Source organism: Frateuria sp. GZRe12 (assembly GCF_051900535.1).
GTDB lineage: Bacteria > Pseudomonadota > Gammaproteobacteria > Xanthomonadales > Rhodanobacteraceae > Frateuria_A.
The window spans coordinates 1-15,570 of sequence record NZ_JBHZGI010000004.1 but is presented as its reverse complement, the minus strand read 5'-3'; the positions used below and the strand labels follow the sequence as shown (position 1 = coordinate 15,570).

The window sequence follows — 15,570 nt, the reverse complement described above, 5'->3', positions numbered from 1 at the left end:
CCTCTCCACAGGACCGGGAGCAAGCCATCACGCCAGCGGTGCGTCGAAGCAGGGCTCGCGCCGCTGGTACTCGCGCTGCGCTGCAAACCACACGCCGAGCCCGAAGCCCAGCGTCAACAGCGTCAGTAGCCCGCCGCCGAAGATGTAGCCCAGCGCGTCGATCAGCCAGACGCCAGCCCAATACGTTGCCATGGTGCCGAGCAGCACGACCGCGTTGACCAGGTGCTGGCCAATCGCGTTCCGCGGTCCGATCAGGTGCACCGCCAGCGCGACCAGGCCCCCACTGGTGGCGATGATCAACGTCACCATCAGCATCAACCCCGGCTGCGCGGCATGGGTCAGCACGATGCCCAGCGCGGTGTACGCCAGGGCGGTGACGGTGCCGACCGGAACCAGCACCGCCAGGGCATCGACGATCGCCCGCTGATACTCGACGCGCGTGACCGGGGCCAGCGTCAGGTACAGGTCGGCCAGATTGGGACGCATGCGGACCATGCCGCGGCCGATCTGTGGGAAGCGCGCCAGCGCGATCAGCACGGCGTAGGCACCCACCACGGTGGCGTTGAAATGCTTCCGGTGCAGCGCGACCACCACGTACAGCGTGGCGAATACCGCCATGATCGCGATGCGCAGCCCGATCGCCGCCACGTTGTCGTGCGGCAGCAGCAGCCGGCGTACGAGCGTGCGCCGCCGTGCCGCGGACGGCTGTTCGCGGTAACGGACCAACGAGCGCTCCATCGCCCGTTGCGCGATCGCGTCGAACCAGCCCTCGAAGCGCCGGCCCAGCGCGCTGCGCCGGGGCGTCGTTTCGGCGCCGGCGTTGCGCCCGAGGCTGAGTCCCTCCAGCGGCGAGCTGTCCGGCGGCCGGTCGGTCACCCGGAGCATGGGATGCAGCGCAAGCCTCAGAAGCAACACGGCCAGGAGCAACAACAACGGCAAGGTGAGCGGGGAGCGCCACGCGTCGTGCACGATCGCGCCGGCCAGCCCCGGCATCCAGCCGGCGAGCACCAGCAATGGCCAGAACAGCAGGCTCACCCACCGTTCCACGCCCATCGCGAAACCCATCGCCCCGGCGAGCAACAGCAACGCGCCTCCGAGCAGCATGTGCGGCACGTCCAAGGCCAGCGCCAGCAGCGCGGGCAGGCCGACCCAGGCCACGGCGTCGAGCAGCCCGAAGGCCGCCAGATGGCGGCGGAACGCCGGCAGCAGGAAGGTCTCCGGCTGGCACGCGCTGCGCAGCGTGGTGGCCAGCCCCAGGTGCCAGAACCAGCTGCCCATCGCGAGCAGTCCGGCAGCCAGTGCCGCGCCGTCCGTGTGCGGCGTCATCCACACCAGGCAGCCCAGCGCCGCCAGCCACAAGAGATGCGCGAGCACGCCCAGCAGCGGCATCTGCCGGCTCGGCAGCAGCCACAGCTGGACGATCGCCTTCATGCCAGTTCCACGAACAGGTCCTCCAGCGTGGGCATCTCGATGCGCAGGCTGGCGTCCTCGTCCTTGGCAAGCAGGTGCAGTCGCTCGGCCGGCACGTCTTCCAACAGCAGGTGCAGGCTGGCGCCGGCGATGCGCGACTTGATCACGCCGGTCAACGCAGGCGCCGTCGCCCAGCCGGCCGGGCGACTGAGGACGGCGTGGGAGAGCCGCGCCTTGAGTTCGGCCAGCGGGCGAGTGAACTGGATATGGCCGTCGCGCAGCAACGCGATGTCAGCCTCGGCCCGCTCCAGGTCGGCGGTGATGTGGGTGGAAAAGATCACCGTCTTGCCCGGCCCGCGCATCAGCGCGAGCAGTTCGGCCATGAAGGCGCGCCGCGCCTGCGGATCGAGGCTCGCGACCGGCTCGTCCAGCACCAGCAGATCGGGTTCCGGCGCGATCGCCCGCACGATGGCGAGCTTCTGCCGTTGCCCCTGCGAGAGCCGGCCGATCTTCTGTTTGGAGTCCAGCTCCCACTCCTGCAGCAGGCGCTGCGCCAGCGCGTTGTTCCAGCGCGCGTAGAAAGCGGCGGTGAAGTCGAGATACGCGCGCACCTTCATCCACGGGAACAGCTCGAAGTTCTGTGGCACGAAGCCGACCCTGTGCAGCCGCTCGCCGCCCGGCTCGGTCATCGGCGCGCCGAACAGTTCGATCATGCCCGCGTCGATCGGCGCCAGCCCGAGCAGGCAACGCAACAGGGTGGTCTTGCCGGCGCCGTTGCGGCCGAGCAGGCCGATCACGCGCCCGGCCGGCACTTGCCAGTCCACCCCGCGCAATACCTCGCGACCTTCGAAGGCCTTGCGCAGATCGTGCACGCGCAGGACCGGCGCGGCCGTGGCGGCGGCAACCGCGGGAGGGGCGGGAAAGGGCAACAGCGTGGCCATCGGCGGCAGTTCCGGTGGAGGCCATCGCACTGTGGAGGCCTGTGGCACGCGCGTCCAGTGATGGTTGTCATCCGGGACCGGCGTTGCCGGCGGAGTATCCTGCCTTCCCCCTCGGGAAGCATGCATCGCTATGGACGCCACGCTGGCCGGCAAAACCCTGTTCATCACCGGTGCCTCGCGCGGCATCGGCCTGGCGATCGCCCTGCGTGCGGCGCGGGATGGCGCCAACATCGTCATCGCTGCCAAGAGCGGCGTGCCCAACCCGAGGCTGCCCGGAACCATCCATACCGCCGCGGCCGCCGTGGAAGAGGCGGGCGGCAAGGCGCTGGCGCTCAAGGTGGACATCCGCGAGGAGGACCAGGTCAGGGACGCCGTGGCACAGGCGGCCGAATGCTTCGGCAGCATCGACATCCTGGTCAACAACGCCAGCGCGATCTGGCTGGCCGGCGTGGAAGGCACGCCGATGAAGCGGTTCGACCTCATGCACCAGGTCAATACGCGCGGTACCTTCCTGGTCACCCAGGCCTGCCTGCCGTTCCTGAAGCGCGCGGCCAATCCGCACGTGCTGATGCTGGCGCCGCCGCCCAGCCTGGATCCCAAATGGTTCGCCCCACACACGGCCTACACCATCGCCAAGATGGGCATGAGCCTGTGTGTGCTGGGCATGAGCGCCGAATTCGCGCCGCTGGGCATCGCGGTCAATGCCTTGTGGCCGCGGACGGTGGTCGCCACGGCGGCGATCGGCATGATCGAGGGCGTGCGGCCGGAACAGTGCCGCCGGCCCGAGATCGTGGCCGACGCGGCCCATGCCGTCCTGACCCGCCCGGCGCGGGACTACAGCGGCCATTTCGTCCTCGACGAGGACGTGCTCCGGGCGCAGGGAATGGTCGATTTCGACCGCTACGCCGTGCAGCCGGGCGCGCCCCTCTTGCCGGATCTCTTTCTGGATTGACTTCTTCTTCACGGAAGTTGTCGTTAGGTCCTCCACCCGGTTTTGTGATATTCATCACAGTCCGCCGCCCCCGGACGGGGCGGCATCGCAGTCGGTAATCACCGGCTGATCGACACAGGACATCCGTTCAGGGGCGGAGGTGGCGATGACCGCGGCATTGGCATTACCCAGGCGCTGTGTCGTCTGGTTCGGACGGCCCGACGGCGCCGAACGCAATGGACTGGCTCGTTCAGGCTGGCCGGTGCGCGTGGCCGACGTACAGGCCAGCGGCGTGGGCGCCCGCAACGGCGATGTCGTGGTCGCACTGGCCGACCTTCGCCAGGGAGACCTGGACACGCTTGGAGCGATGGAGGTCATGGTCGCCGAGCATCCGGGCGTGCCCTGGATCGCGCTGGTTTCGCCCGAGACGCCCGCGCACGAGCCGCGCGTGACATCGATCCTGCGCGACTGCACGGCGGTGTTCACCAGCCCCATCGACTTCCCGCGCTTGCGCGAGGCGCTCGATCGCGTGGCGGTGGGCGGGATACCCGCTCGCAGCGAACCGGACATGCCCGGGCTCGTCGGCACCAGCGACGCGATGCGGGCATTACGGATCGGCTTGCGCAAGTACGCGCCGGTGGACCTGCCGGTATTGATCACCGGCGAAACCGGCACGGGCAAGGAGGTGGCCGCGCGCGTCATCCACCAGTTGTCGCCGCGCGCCGCAAAGCCTTTCGTGGCGATCAATTGCGGTGCACTGCCGGGCAACCTGGTGCAGTCGGAACTGTTCGGCCACGAACGCGGCGCGTTCACTGGCGCCACCACCCGCCGCGTCGGTCACATCGAAAGCGCCAGCGGCGGCACCGTTTTCCTGGACGAGATCGGCGACCTTCCGCTGGACGCGCAGACCAGTCTGCTGCGGTTCCTGCAGGAGGGCACCATCGTGCGGGTCGGCAGCAGCCAGAGCCTGCAGGCGGACGTGCGCGTGCTGGCGGCCACCCACGTGGACATGGAAAAGGCGGTCGCGTCCGGCCGTTTCCGCCAGGATCTCTACTACCGGCTCAACGTGCTGCGCGTGCAGATGCCGGCGCTGCGCGAACGCGGAGGCGACATGGAACTGCTGGCGCAGCATTCCCTGGACGCCTTCCGCGAGCACCACGACTGCCGCGCACTTGCCTTCAGCGCGGCCGCACGCCGCGCGCTGCGCGCATTCCATTGGCCGGGCAACGTGCGCGAGCTGGTCAACCGGGTGCAACGGGCCGCCGTGGTCGCCGAGGACTCGCTGATCAGCGTGCACGACCTGGATTTGCCCGTGCGTCCGGGCCACGCGCCGGCCGCGCTGGAACGCGTGCGCGTGTCGGCCGAGCGCGATGCGCTGGTCGCGTGCCTGCGCGAGACTCGCTTCAACGTCAGCGAATGCGCTCGGCGGCTGGGCATCGCCCGGGTCACCGTCTACCGCCTGTGCAAGAAACACGGCCTGGCGCTGGACGAGCTGGCGCAGGCCGTGCCTTGAGCAGCCTTGACCGGGGTCGCCCGACCCCGATCTGCCGCGGCTAGAACATGTAGGGAACCTTGAAGCTCAGGCTGAAGTCCGGTGCGTCCGGCGTCAGGCCGATGCCCAGCAGGGTAACCAGCGTGGTGTGCTGGCTCAGTGCATGGGTCACGCCCATGTTGAAGGTGGCGGCATGGGCGTCCGAACCGATCACCTTCGACCAGGGCGAGCCCTTGTAACGCAGCGAGGCCTTGGCGCTGAGCTTGTCGGCAAAGGACAGGCTCAGGCTGGTGCGCTCGTTGAACGCGAAGGCCACGCCGGCGCCGAAGTAATAGGCGTTGCCGAGCTTGACCGTGCCCGGGTTCTGCGTTTCCGGATCGGTATTGATGTCGTCGAAGTCGCGCGATTTCGAATAGATGTAGCCGAGGTTGGCGAACACGATCGCCGGATCCATGGTCTTGACCGCCGACAGTCCGAGGTTCGCCTGCCACACGCCGTTGCCGGTCGGCTGCTTGTCGGGCACGGCGAAGCTGATGTACTGATCGTCGTTGCGCTGCAGCACCTTCCAGTCGATGCCGTAGGGCGATTGCCCGGTCGGCGCGGTGATGCCAAGGGTCAGTACCGTGTCGGGCCGCGAGCCCGTTTCGTCGAACAGCTTGTAGTTGGCGCTCAGGCCGATGTCGCCCAGCCCCGCGCCCGTAGTGTCCTCCTCCGCGACCGCCGCCGCCGAGCCGCCTGCGCCGCCCTTCTGGTAGACCGTCTTGCGGTAGAGGTAGGGCACGTCCAGGTTCAATGTCAGGCGCGGGCTGGCGCCATAACGAGCGGCCAGGTTGTAGGTGAGCGAGTCGGACTTGACGTCCTCGATGGCGATGTTGCCCAGGAAAATGGCGTCCAGGGCCAGGAAGCCGTTGAGCGTGATCTGGCTGCGGTCGTAGCGGGCGTAGCTGACGCTGTTTTCCAGGGTGAACTTGCGGTCGAACAGCGCGTGCTCCTGTTGCAGCGCATCTTTCAGGCTGCGCGTGGGCGCTTCCTGGCGCGCGGCTTCGGCCTGCGCGGCACTGCCGGCCCGGCTGCCCTCGTCGGCGGGCGGCGTCGTTGCGCGCGCCACCTGGTCCGGCGGTGGCGTGCCGCCCGGTGCAGGCAGCGAGGGTGGCGCGGTCTTGCCCGCCAGTTTTGCCTGCAGCGCCTGCACCTGCATGTCCAGCTCACGCAGCTGGCGCACCTGCTGCGCGTAGCTGGCCTTGAGCGCCTGCAGCTGGGCCAGCAAGGTCTGCACCTGGGCTTCGTCCTGCGGCATGGGCGCCGCCTGGGCGGCAAGGTCGAAGGGCAGGCCGATCAGCAGCCCGCAGGCCACGGCGGTGGCTAACAAGGTCTTGTGCATGGTGTGTTGCTCCCCTGGACCGAAGGCGTGCCGGGCGGTGGCGCGCGCTTCAGTTCCCTGCGATGCCTCGGGTGAGGCCGATCGCCTGCGCCACGTTCAGCGCAAGCGGCGTGTTGGCCGATGACACCTGGCGGACCAGGTCGATCTCCAGCCGGTTGCTCACGCTCTGGCCGTCCGCGGCGAGCTGCACGCTCTGGCCGAGGCTGCCGTTGCGGATCCATTGCTGCACCGTGCCCTCACCGTCGATGGACAGCTGCACACCGGCGGACTGACCGTCGAAGCCGACCGATACGCTTGCGTCGCCGTCGCTCATGGTGGCGCCGCCGGTTCCGGTGCCCGTACCCGTGGCGGTGGGCGCGCTGCCGTCGCGGATGGTCAGGCGGGCCACGTTGCTGGCGAGGTTGCCGTCGCCGGCCACCTGCACGCTTTGCAGCAGGCCACCGACGTTGGCCAGCCCGCTGCCGTCGACGCTGCGGGTGCCAGTGGCGGGCATCGGCACCGGGGCATTGGCCTTGGTTAGTGTCACGCTAGGCGTGAAGGTGAGCGTGGGTTGGCTTTTTCCGTTGCTGAAATCCATGCCGAACGCCAGCGTCCCCTGCAGCAGTTGGCCGCTGGCGGTCTGCCAGGTCGAAATCATGGTCACGCCGAACCAGGCAACGGTGTGGTCGTCGACGGTGTAACGGCCACGCATGGCATTGAGCTCGGTATCGGGCAGTTCGTGCAGGCCGGCGCCGGGTGCGTTGTCGGCCGCGCGCGCGCCCAGCGCGGTGGCCATCAGCAGCGCGGTGACGAGAAGGGGGAAGGTACGGCGAAACATGGCTTTGTCTCTCTCAAAACAGATCGGCGCTGCTGAAGCCGAAGTCGAGCAGTTCGGCATCGGTGACGGGCCCTTGCCGGGCATACAGGGCGCGTGCGCTGGCCTTGCCCTCCGGTTGCAGCAGCACCGTGTTGCGATCGAAGTCGTTGCCGATTACCACGAACACGGCCCGGGACGGCCAGGCCTGGAGGAATTCGGCGATGGAAATGCTGCGGTTGCCGAGCATCGGGTCGGCCAATTCCACCGTGTCGCCCTGGACCTGTTTGAGCACCACGAAATGGCGGAAGCCGTGCACGTCCATCAGCACCAGACCGGGCACGCGCAGGCTGTGCAGGCGCGATTCGTCTACGCGATAGCCGCGTCCGCGCATGCCCAGCGCTTCCACGTAGTGCTTGATGTCCAGCAGCGAAAAGCCGCGCTGCTTGACGAGGTTCTCGTCGGATAGACCCAGCATGCCCTGGATCACCATCGCCTCGTCTACGTCCAGGTGATAGGCGTAGCGCAGGATCGTGGCCAGCGCGGCGGCGCCGCAGCTGTAGTCGGTTTCCTGCCGCACCAAGTTGCGGTAGCGCGCCTCCTGCATGCTTTCCACCGGATGCATGTACAGGCCGCCGTTGGGCAGCACGCCACCGAAGCGCACCTCGCCGGCGCGCGCGGAGGCCAGCGCGCCAAGCGCGAGGCTGCAGAGCAGGAAGGTGTGGATCGTACGTCGCATGGGTATCACCGCTGGGAGGAAGTCCCCCCGGCCCGCAGGGGCCGGGCCGGGGGGTTCCATAGGAACCCGGCTGCGGACAGCCGGGTACCGCCCTCGTTGGCCTGCCTTGGCCAAAGGTGTTACGGGCTGGGCTGCGCCACGGCCAGCGACAGGCTGTTGGCCTGCAGGTTGCCGGTGCCGGAGGCCACGTTCACGCCGATGTTGCCGGTGGCATGCTGGAAGGCATTGCCCGACAGGCTGGCGTCGTTGGTGGCGTTGACCACCACGTAGCGCGCGGTCTGCACGGTGCCGCACAGGTCGGCCAGCAGATCGCTGGCGGAAACTTCGACGAAGCCCAGCTGGCCTTGCTCCTGGCCTTGCGACTCGCTCGCGGTCAGGCCGCCGTAGAAACCGGCCGGAAACGGACCGACGGTCCACAGGCCGCCCTCGACGCCATAGGAGGTCCCGCTGGTCTGGCCCTGGTACCCGCCCACGCCCAGCCCCAGCGAGTAACCCTGCACGGTGCCGCTCATGTGCACGGTGGTGGTGTCGTAGTACTTCTCCACGCGACCGGCGTTGCTGACGATGTTGCCCGAGGAAGCCTGGTCGACGCTCACGCCGGCATGGGCGAACTTGGTCGTCGCGACCGAGGCGGCCAGTGCGTTCTTCTGCTGGTTGTTGTTGCCCGAGGCGACGTTGACGCCGATGTTGCCCGAGGCCCAGCGGAAGGCGTTGTCGGTGACGTAGGCATCGTTCTTGACGCCCTCGTTCACGGTGACGTTGCCCGTGCCGGACTGGCCAACGTCGATTTCGGAATCGGCCAGGCCGAAAGCGAAGTCGGCGTCCGTCGCGGCGAGCGCGGCGGCATTGTCCTGGGCGTTGTTGTCGCCGGAGGCCACGTTCATGCCAATGTTGCCCGAGGCCTGGGCGGCCGTGCGGTCATCGATGGAGCTGGTGTTCTTCACCTTGTTGTTGGCGGTGACGTTGCCGGTCACCGACTGGTTGTTGTCGACCGTGGCGACCGCCGCCGAATCGAATGGCGAGTGGTGATGGTCGTGGTCGTTCGCGAAGGCCATCGGGCTGCCGAACAGCGTGGCGACGGCCAGGGCGATCAGGGTTTTCTTGGATGCGTTCATGGTGTCCTCACTCCGATTCTTATGGTGGTCACCGCGGAAGCTCCGACACGGACAACGACAGGACGTTGCCCGTGGCGTTGCCCGATCCCGCGGTCTGGTTGAGCTGCAGCACGCCACGGAAACCCTGCATGGCGCCCGCGGCGACCGACACGCTGCGCGTGCCTTCGCCCGGTACGCCGGTTTCCGTTCCCGGCTGCACTCCTGCCGACGCCGAAACGGCGGCGGACAGGGAGCCGTCCGTCGTTTCGCGTATGCCCTTGGTGGCCAGCGCCGCGGCGACCGCATTGAGCTGCGTGTTCGCGGTGCCGCTGGCCTGGTTGATCGATACGAGTCCGTGCGCGCCGGCAAGGACGTTCCCGGCGATGGTGGCCTGCGCTTCCAGCGGGGCACTGGCGTGGTTGCCGAGCGTCCGCTGGCGCGAGTCGATCCATGCCTGCGCGTCCGGTCCGGTGGCGAAGGCGCGCAGGTTCGCCTGGCTGTTGAGGTCGCCCGCCGCCAGGTTCACCGCGACGCTGCCGTCGGCACCCTGCAGGACATGACCATCCAGGCGGCTGCTGGTGAGGTAGCCGAGCATGGCGGCGTAGTCGTCATCGCCGGCGCTGACGCCGGTGCTCAGCAGAGCCAGCGCGGCGAGGAGGGTGAGAACGGTCGCGCGGCGCATGGCGATCAATGCCCGTGGCCGAAGGGCATTTGCGCCAGCGCGCCCTGCACCTGGTCACCGATGCCGCGGGTCGCGTTGCCGACCGCGCCGAGCGGCGCCGCGACGGTATTGCTCACGCCGGTGCCAGCAACGGTGTTGCCGCCGCTGCCGCCGACGAGCATGCCGTCGAGCGCCTGGCTCACAATCGACCGTAGTTGAGCGGAGGTCGGGGGCGTGGCGCCCAATCTCGCGATGTCGTCGTCGGAAAGTTCGCCGCCGCCGAGCGAGGCGAGGATCTCGGGCTGCGGCGAGGGCGAGACCATCAGCGCCATCCCCGGCGGTGCCGGCCGCGCGGCCGGCCGCGTGGAGACAGTGCGCAACAACACGATGTCGCCCGGCCTGGCGTCGACCGCCCGGTGCGCATCCGCCGCATGACCGGCGAACGGCATCCCAAGCAACGCGATCATGGCCGCGAGCGGCCGGAGCGCGAGAAGGCGGTGGGGCGGGGCGACTGCGGATTCCATGGCACGGCTCGTTCCTTCGGTGAGAGCCTTGGTGGCAAGCGCCGTGCCAATGCTTCCGAAAGCTGCCAAGCCGCGCCAGGACGCGGTTTCCGAGCCGATGCGGGCGAACGATCCCCGCGCGGGTTGTTACAGCCGGCTGCGCGGCCGAGCCCTTCCGACCGGCTCAATCCGCATGGGATCGCGCCTGGCGTGGGATGTAACAGAAGCGATACACCTTGTTCGCCTGTTACAGCTGGAGGCGTTCGGGCGGGCAGTGTCGCGGTGCTAGCATGTGCGAGCGACACCCCGGTCGCATTCCCACGCATGTTGCGAAGGCGCCCGTGCGCCGCCGGAGAGGCCATGTCCCCGCAAGACGCTCCCCTGATCGACCTGGCCCGGCGCTACTGGTTGCCGGTGTACCGTCCGCGCGAGCTCGTGCTCGACCATGGTCGCGGCGCGCGGCTGTGGGATACGCAGGGGCGCGACTATCTCGATTTCGGCGCGGGCATCGCGGTCAACAGCCTGGGCCACCAGGATCCGGACCTGCTCGCCGCGCTGACTGCACAGGCGCACAAGCTGTGGCACAGCAGCAACGTGTTCTATACCGAGCCGCCGCTGAAGCTCGCGCAGGAACTGGTCGAGGCATCCGGCTTTGCCGAGCGCGTGTTCCTGTGCAACTCGGGTGCCGAAGCGAACGAGGCTGCGATCAAGCTGGTCCGCCGTTGGGCGGCCGCGCAGGGGCGCGATGCCGGGCGGCGCACCATCGTCACTTTCCGTGGCTCTTTCCATGGCCGCACCCTGGCCACCGTGACGGCCACTGCGCAGCCGAAATACCAGGAAGGCTACGAGCCGTTGCCGGGTGGGTTCCGCTACATCGAGTTCAACGATGTTGGAGCACTCGAGGCCGCCTTCGCGCACGACGACGTGGCGGCGGTAATGGTGGAGCCCGTGCAGGGCGAGGGCGGCGTGCGACCGGCGGCGCCCGGCTTCCTCAGGCAGGTACGCGAACAGTGCGATCGGCATGGCGCGTTGTTGGTGCTGGATGAGATCCAGTGCGGCATGGGCCGCACCGGCACCCTGTTCGCGCATGTGCAGGACGACGTGATGCCGGACATCGTGACCCTGGCCAAGGCGCTTGGTGCGGGCTTTCCCATCGGCGCCATGCTGGCCGGTCCGAAGGTCGCCCAGACCATGCAGGTCGGCGCGCACGGTTCCACGTTCGGCGGCAATCCATTGGCCGCGGCCGTGGCGCGCGTGGCGCTGGCCAAGCTCGGTTCGCCCGCGGTGCTGCTCAACGTGGAGCGCCAGGCCAACGAACTGCGTGCCGGCCTGGCGGCCATCGATGCCGACCTGGGTCTTTTCGAGGAAGTGCGCGGGCGCGGCCTGATGCTGGGCGCGGCACTGGCTGGGCCGCATCGCGGCAAGGCCGGCGCCATCCTCGACGTCGCCGCTGCACACGGCGTGCTGTTGTTGCAGGCCGGGCCCGACGTGCTGCGCCTGCTGCCGCCATTGACCATCACCGACGAGGAGCTGGCGGAAGGTCTCGCACGCCTGCGCGCCGCATGCACCGACTTCCTCGCCGCCCCTGCCGGAGAAACGCCATGAAGTATCTGCACACGATGGTCCGCGTGCGCGACCTGGATGCGTCACTGCGCTTCTACTGCGAAGGCCTCGGTTTGCGCGAGGCGCGCCGCAAAGAGGTTCCGGAAGGCAAATACACCTTGGTGTTCCTTGCCGCGCCGGACAGCCCCGAGGCGGAGCTAGAGCTCACTTTCAACTGGGGCTCGCAGGAAGACTATGGCTCGGCACGCAACTTCGGCCACCTTGCCTTCCGGGTGGAGGATATCTACGCCACCTGCCAGCGCCTGATGGACATGGGCTACATGATCCATCGCCCGCCGCGCGACGGGCACATGGCGTTCGTGCGCTCGCCCGACCTGATCTCGATCGAGTTGCTGCAGGACGGTCACCTGCCGCCGCAGGAGCCGTGGTCGTCGATGCCCAACACCGGCAGCTGGTAGGCGGCCTCAGGCCAGGCCGTAGGTCACCAGCGTCCGGCGCAACTGCGGCAGATCCGTGAAGCGGTGCGCAACCAGGCCGGCCTTGCGGGCGCCGGCCACGTTCACCTCGCTGTCGTCGACGAACAGCGTGGCCGCGGGTGGCATCGCCAGCGCTTGGAGGCACCGCATGTAGGTGGCGGGCGAAGGTTTCGCCGCCTGCAGCCGGGCCGAACAGAAGAATCGGCCTTCGAACAGCGGGAACAGGCCCGGCACGATATCTGGCCAGCGTTCGGCCATAAGCATGCTGTTGTTGCTCAGCAAGGCCACCGCGACGCCGCGATCGCGGAGCCGGCCGGCCAGTTCAAGCATGGGTGGCCGGACCCGGGTCGCCGTGTGGCGTGCATCGACCCAGGTGTCCGCATCGACGTCGCGATCGCAACGGATGGCTGCACTCACGCCTGTTGCCTGGCCTCGCGCAGCGCGCCGCGGGCGGCCTCAAGCGTGTCGGCAATGTCCTGCTCGCTGTGCGCGCTGGACAGGAACCCCGCCTCGAACGCGCTCGGCGCCAGGTAAACGCCGCGCTTCAACATGCCATGGAAGAACCGGTTGAACAGCGCCGTGTCGGCCGCCGTGGCCTGTGCGTAGCTTGTCACCCTGTCGCCCGTGAAGAACAGCCCGAACATGCCGCCAACCCGGTTGGTGGTGAATGGCACCCCTTCGGCGTCCGCCACCGCCTGCAGGCCGTCGCAGAGCAGCCGCGTGCGTGCGGCGAGTGCGTCGTAGAAGCCCGGGGCCTGAATCAGTTCCAGCATCGCCAGGCCTGCCGCCATGGCGACCGGATTGCCCGAGAGCGTGCCGGCCTGGTAGATGGGGCCGGCTGGCGCAACCTGTTCCATCAGATCGCGCCGGCCGCCGTAGGCGCCGACAGGCATGCCGCCGCCGATCACCTTGCCGAAGGTGGTGAGGTCCGGCGTCACGTCGTAGTGCGCCTGCGCACCACCCAACGCCACGCGGAAGCCGGTCATCACCTCGTCGAAGATCAGCAGCGCGCCGTGGCGCGTGCACAGGTCGCGCAGGCCCTTGAGATAGCCTTCCGTCGGCGGGATGCAATTCATGTTGCCGGCGACCGGTTCGATGATCAGGCCGGCGATGTCGGCCCCCTGTTCGGCGAACAGGGCTTCGGCCGCCGGCAGGTCGTTGTAGGGCAGGGTGAGCGTCAGGTCGGCGGCCACCTTGGGCACGCCAGGCGAGGTTGGCACGCCGAAGGTCAGTGCGCCGGAGCCGGCCTTGACGAGAAAGCTGTCGCCATGGCCGTGGTAGCAGCCTTCGAACTTCACGATCTTGTTGCGCCCGGTCGCACCGCGCGCCACCCGGACGGCCGACATCGTCGCCTCGGTGCCAGAGTTGACCATGCGCACCATTTCCACCGAAGGCACCAGGCGCGTGATCGTCTCGGCCATGGTCACCTCGGCCGGGGAAGGCGTGCCGAACGACAGGCCATCGCGCACGGCGCGCTCGACGGCTCCGCGTACGTGCGCGTGGTTGTGACCGACGATCATCGGGCCCCACGAGCCCACGTAGTCGATGTAGCGCGTGCCTTCCACGTCCCACAGGTAAGCCCCGTCGGCGCGCGCGGTGAAGAAGGGCTCGCCGCCGACCGATTTGAACGCGCGCACCGGCGAGTTGACCCCGCCGGGCATCAGCCGCTGCGCACGCTGGAAAAGTTCATGGTTGGTGGTCATGGATGGGACTCGCTGGAAGGGGAACGGTAGAGGTCGGCCAGGCGGCGCGCGGCCGCGCGCACGTCGGTGGCACCGAACACGGCCGAGATGGCCGCGAGGTAGTCGGCGCCGGCCTCGACCAGGGCCGCGCCATTCTCGGGCGTGATGCCGCCGATCGCCACCCGCGGCACGCCCAGTGCGGCGCTCTGCCTCAGCAATTCCAGTGGCGCCATGCGCGCATGCGGCAACGTCGACGACGGGAAAAAAGCGCCGAAGGAAACGTAGTTGGCGCCTGCCGAGACCATCCCTCGTGCTCGTTCGAGCGAATCGAAGCACGACACGCCGATGATCGCCTGTCCACCGAGCCGTTCGCGCGCGCTGGCCAAGTCTTCGGCAGTCTCGCCCAGATGTACGCCAGCGGCGCCGACCGCCTGCGCCAGCGTGGCGTCGCCGTTGATAAGCAGCGGCACGCCCTGCTCGTCGCACAGGCGCTTGAGCGCATGGGCTTCGGCATGGCGGCGCGCGTGGTCATCGCCAAGGTCGCGGTACTGCAGCAGCCGTACGCCGCCGGCAAGCGCTTCCCGGGCGGCCTGCATCAGGTCGCTACGCGGACCATCCGTGATCGCGTACAAGCCATTCAAAGGGAGATGGGGCATGGAAGTCCTTCTTTCAGGTCGCCGCGCTTTCGCTCGGGCGGGGGAGTTGCGAGAATGACCCATTCAACTGCAGACGAAGACACGATCCGATGAGCACCGACGCCCAACCCCCCGCGACGCGCAAATGGATGTGCGTGGTGTGCGGCTTCATCTACGACGAGGCGCTAGGCGTGCCCGAGGAAGGCATCGAGCCCGGCACGCGCTGGGAAGACGTGCCCGACACCTGGACGTGCCCTGATTGCGGCGCGACCAAGGACGACTTCGAGATGGTCGAGATCGACTGACGCGCGCCTCGCGCCTGTCATCAAACGGCCCGGTTCCGTCATCGTGCGGACCGGGCCGTCTGCTTTCATGTCTCCGTACCAGGCACAGGAGACATCCATGAAACAGTTCATTCCGTTCGAGGACGACTGGGCCGTGCTGGAGCGGCTCGACCCGTCGCGGCTAATCCCCTATCAGGTGGGACTGCCCTGCCAGCGGGGCGCCGATCAGCGCACCGGGCCGATGTCGCCTTCGACCTTCAGTTCGTCGCCTGACTCCACACCGATGCGTCGCGCCGTCCCCGCAGGCAGCTCGAGCACATAGCGCGCTGGCGTATCGCTCGGATAACTTGGGCAGGGGTCGACCTCGCACGGCGGCACGTCCAGCTGCATCGATACCAGCTTGCGGTCGGCATCGAAGTACAGGATGTCCAGCGGGATGAGCGTGTTCTTCATCCAGAACCAGCGTGGCTGCGTGTCCGGGAAGACGAACAGCATGCTGTGGTCGGGCGCCAGCTCCGTGCGCATCATCAGGCCGTGTTCGCGGCTGGCTTCGTTGGTTGCGAGTTCGGTGGTGAAGTGATGCCCATGCAGTTCCACCGCTGGCGTCGATGTCTTCGGCATGGCGCCCACGCAGCCGGCAGCGGACACCAGCAGGAACACAAGGGACAATCGTTTCATCGCTCAGATCCGTCGAGAGTGAGCTCCGGAGTGTAGCGTTTGAACCGCACCCCAACAGAGCCAAAAAAAGGTCCACGCCCCCTTCACAGGATCATCCTGCGGCGCTATGATTCTCGCCCCTTCGACGAGGCCGCCCTCGCGAAGAGTTCTCCCCTCCCTTGCGATGAAATTTCTTCTCACAGGGTGTTGACGGACCGAGAAAGGAATGTAGAATGGGCGGCTCACCCGGGACGAAACGTCTCGGGGCGATTCTAAAGAAAGAGTCGCAAGTGATTGATCTTTGACAGTGTGCGCAGGTGACTTGTGT

Annotated in this window: 17 protein-coding genes; 5 read left to right on the top strand and 12 right to left on the bottom strand. The window is 68.1% G+C overall.

What is annotated here, in order from left to right:
* Positions 1-27: 27 nt before the first annotated feature.
* Positions 28-1,431 carry a hypothetical protein gene (locus ACFWZ4_RS10510; RefSeq protein WP_439704635.1) on the bottom strand — a complete coding sequence of 468 codons (1,404 nt, stop codon included), beginning with the start codon at positions 1,429-1,431 and terminating at the stop codon, positions 28-30.
* On the bottom strand, positions 1,428-2,351 hold the full coding sequence (locus ACFWZ4_RS10505; protein ID WP_439704634.1) for an ABC transporter ATP-binding protein: 924 nt from the start codon (positions 2,349-2,351) through the stop codon (positions 1,428-1,430). The genes ACFWZ4_RS10510 and ACFWZ4_RS10505 overlap by 4 nt, the downstream gene beginning before the upstream one ends.
* 130 nt (positions 2,352-2,481) lie before the next feature.
* Between ACFWZ4_RS10505 and ACFWZ4_RS10500 the strand changes: the two genes are divergently transcribed.
* Together ACFWZ4_RS10500 and ACFWZ4_RS10495 are read left to right on the top strand one after the other, a co-directional pair.
* Positions 2,482-3,303: an SDR family oxidoreductase gene (locus tag ACFWZ4_RS10500; RefSeq protein WP_439704633.1), complete on the top strand. Its 822-nt coding sequence runs from the start codon at positions 2,482-2,484 to the stop codon at positions 3,301-3,303.
* A 145-nt stretch (positions 3,304-3,448) separates the two neighbouring features.
* Positions 3,449-4,795, top strand: a complete 1,347-nt coding sequence (locus ACFWZ4_RS10495; protein WP_439704632.1) for a sigma 54-interacting transcriptional regulator — start codon at positions 3,449-3,451, stop codon at positions 4,793-4,795.
* Between the two features lie 40 nt (positions 4,796-4,835).
* Here the strand turns inward: ACFWZ4_RS10495 and ACFWZ4_RS10490 are convergent, their stop codons facing one another.
* The 6 genes from ACFWZ4_RS10490 to ACFWZ4_RS10465 form a co-directional block, all read right to left on the bottom strand.
* Positions 4,836-6,155 (bottom strand): hypothetical protein, encoded by a 1,320-nt coding sequence (locus ACFWZ4_RS10490; protein WP_439704631.1) that lies wholly within the window; start codon positions 6,153-6,155, stop codon positions 4,836-4,838.
* A gap of 49 nt (positions 6,156-6,204) precedes the next feature.
* Positions 6,205-6,972, bottom strand: coding sequence for a hypothetical protein (locus ACFWZ4_RS10485; RefSeq protein WP_439704630.1), 768 nt, complete (start codon positions 6,970-6,972; stop codon positions 6,205-6,207).
* 13 nt (positions 6,973-6,985) lie between these two features.
* Positions 6,986-7,687 carry a C39 family peptidase gene (locus ACFWZ4_RS10480; RefSeq protein WP_439704629.1) on the bottom strand — a complete coding sequence of 234 codons (702 nt, stop codon included), beginning with the start codon at positions 7,685-7,687 and terminating at the stop codon, positions 6,986-6,988.
* Positions 7,688-7,806: 119 nt separating this feature from the next.
* On the bottom strand, positions 7,807-8,802 hold the full coding sequence (locus tag ACFWZ4_RS10475; protein ID WP_439704628.1) for a hypothetical protein: 996 nt from the start codon (positions 8,800-8,802) through the stop codon (positions 7,807-7,809).
* A gap of 28 nt (positions 8,803-8,830) precedes the next feature.
* Positions 8,831-9,463, bottom strand: a complete 633-nt coding sequence (locus ACFWZ4_RS10470) for a hypothetical protein (RefSeq protein ID WP_439704627.1) — start codon at positions 9,461-9,463, stop codon at positions 8,831-8,833.
* 5 nt (positions 9,464-9,468) lie between these two features.
* Positions 9,469-9,966, bottom strand: coding sequence for a hypothetical protein (locus tag ACFWZ4_RS10465; RefSeq protein ID WP_439704626.1), 498 nt, complete (start codon positions 9,964-9,966; stop codon positions 9,469-9,471).
* A gap of 339 nt (positions 9,967-10,305) precedes the next feature.
* Between ACFWZ4_RS10465 and ACFWZ4_RS10460 the strand changes: the two genes are divergently transcribed.
* Positions 10,306-11,550 carry an acetylornithine/succinylornithine family transaminase gene (locus tag ACFWZ4_RS10460; RefSeq protein ID WP_439704625.1) on the top strand — a complete coding sequence of 415 codons (1,245 nt, stop codon included), beginning with the start codon at positions 10,306-10,308 and terminating at the stop codon, positions 11,548-11,550.
* Complete coding sequence (locus tag ACFWZ4_RS10455) at positions 11,547-11,966, top strand: VOC family protein (RefSeq protein ID WP_439704624.1); 420 nt, start codon at positions 11,547-11,549, stop codon at positions 11,964-11,966. Before ACFWZ4_RS10460 ends, ACFWZ4_RS10455 begins: the two co-directional genes overlap by 4 nt.
* 6 nt (positions 11,967-11,972) lie before the next feature.
* On the opposite strand, the gene ACFWZ4_RS10450 is transcribed toward ACFWZ4_RS10455, so the two are convergent.
* The 3 genes from ACFWZ4_RS10450 to thiE are packed head-to-tail and all read right to left on the bottom strand — an operon-like array spanning position 11,973 to position 14,322.
* Positions 11,973-12,401 (bottom strand): HAD-IA family hydrolase, encoded by a 429-nt coding sequence (locus tag ACFWZ4_RS10450; protein WP_439704623.1) that lies wholly within the window; start codon positions 12,399-12,401, stop codon positions 11,973-11,975.
* Positions 12,398-13,687, bottom strand: coding sequence for a glutamate-1-semialdehyde 2,1-aminomutase (hemL, locus tag ACFWZ4_RS10445; protein WP_439704622.1), 1,290 nt, complete (start codon positions 13,685-13,687; stop codon positions 12,398-12,400). Before hemL ends, ACFWZ4_RS10450 begins: the two co-directional genes overlap by 4 nt.
* Positions 13,684-14,322 carry a thiamine phosphate synthase gene (thiE, locus tag ACFWZ4_RS10440; protein WP_439704621.1) on the bottom strand — a complete coding sequence of 213 codons (639 nt, stop codon included), beginning with the start codon at positions 14,320-14,322 and terminating at the stop codon, positions 13,684-13,686. The genes hemL and thiE overlap by 4 nt, the downstream gene beginning before the upstream one ends.
* 89 nt (positions 14,323-14,411) lie before the next feature.
* On the opposite strand from thiE, the gene ACFWZ4_RS10435 reads away from it, so the two are divergent.
* Complete coding sequence (locus tag ACFWZ4_RS10435) at positions 14,412-14,606, top strand: rubredoxin (protein ID WP_439704620.1); 195 nt, start codon at positions 14,412-14,414, stop codon at positions 14,604-14,606.
* A gap of 204 nt (positions 14,607-14,810) precedes the next feature.
* Here the strand turns inward: ACFWZ4_RS10435 and ACFWZ4_RS10430 are convergent, their stop codons facing one another.
* Entirely contained in the window at positions 14,811-15,263 is a 453-nt protein-coding gene (locus ACFWZ4_RS10430) for a DUF192 domain-containing protein (RefSeq protein WP_439704619.1), read from the bottom strand.
* Positions 15,264-15,570: the final 307 nt, after the last annotated feature.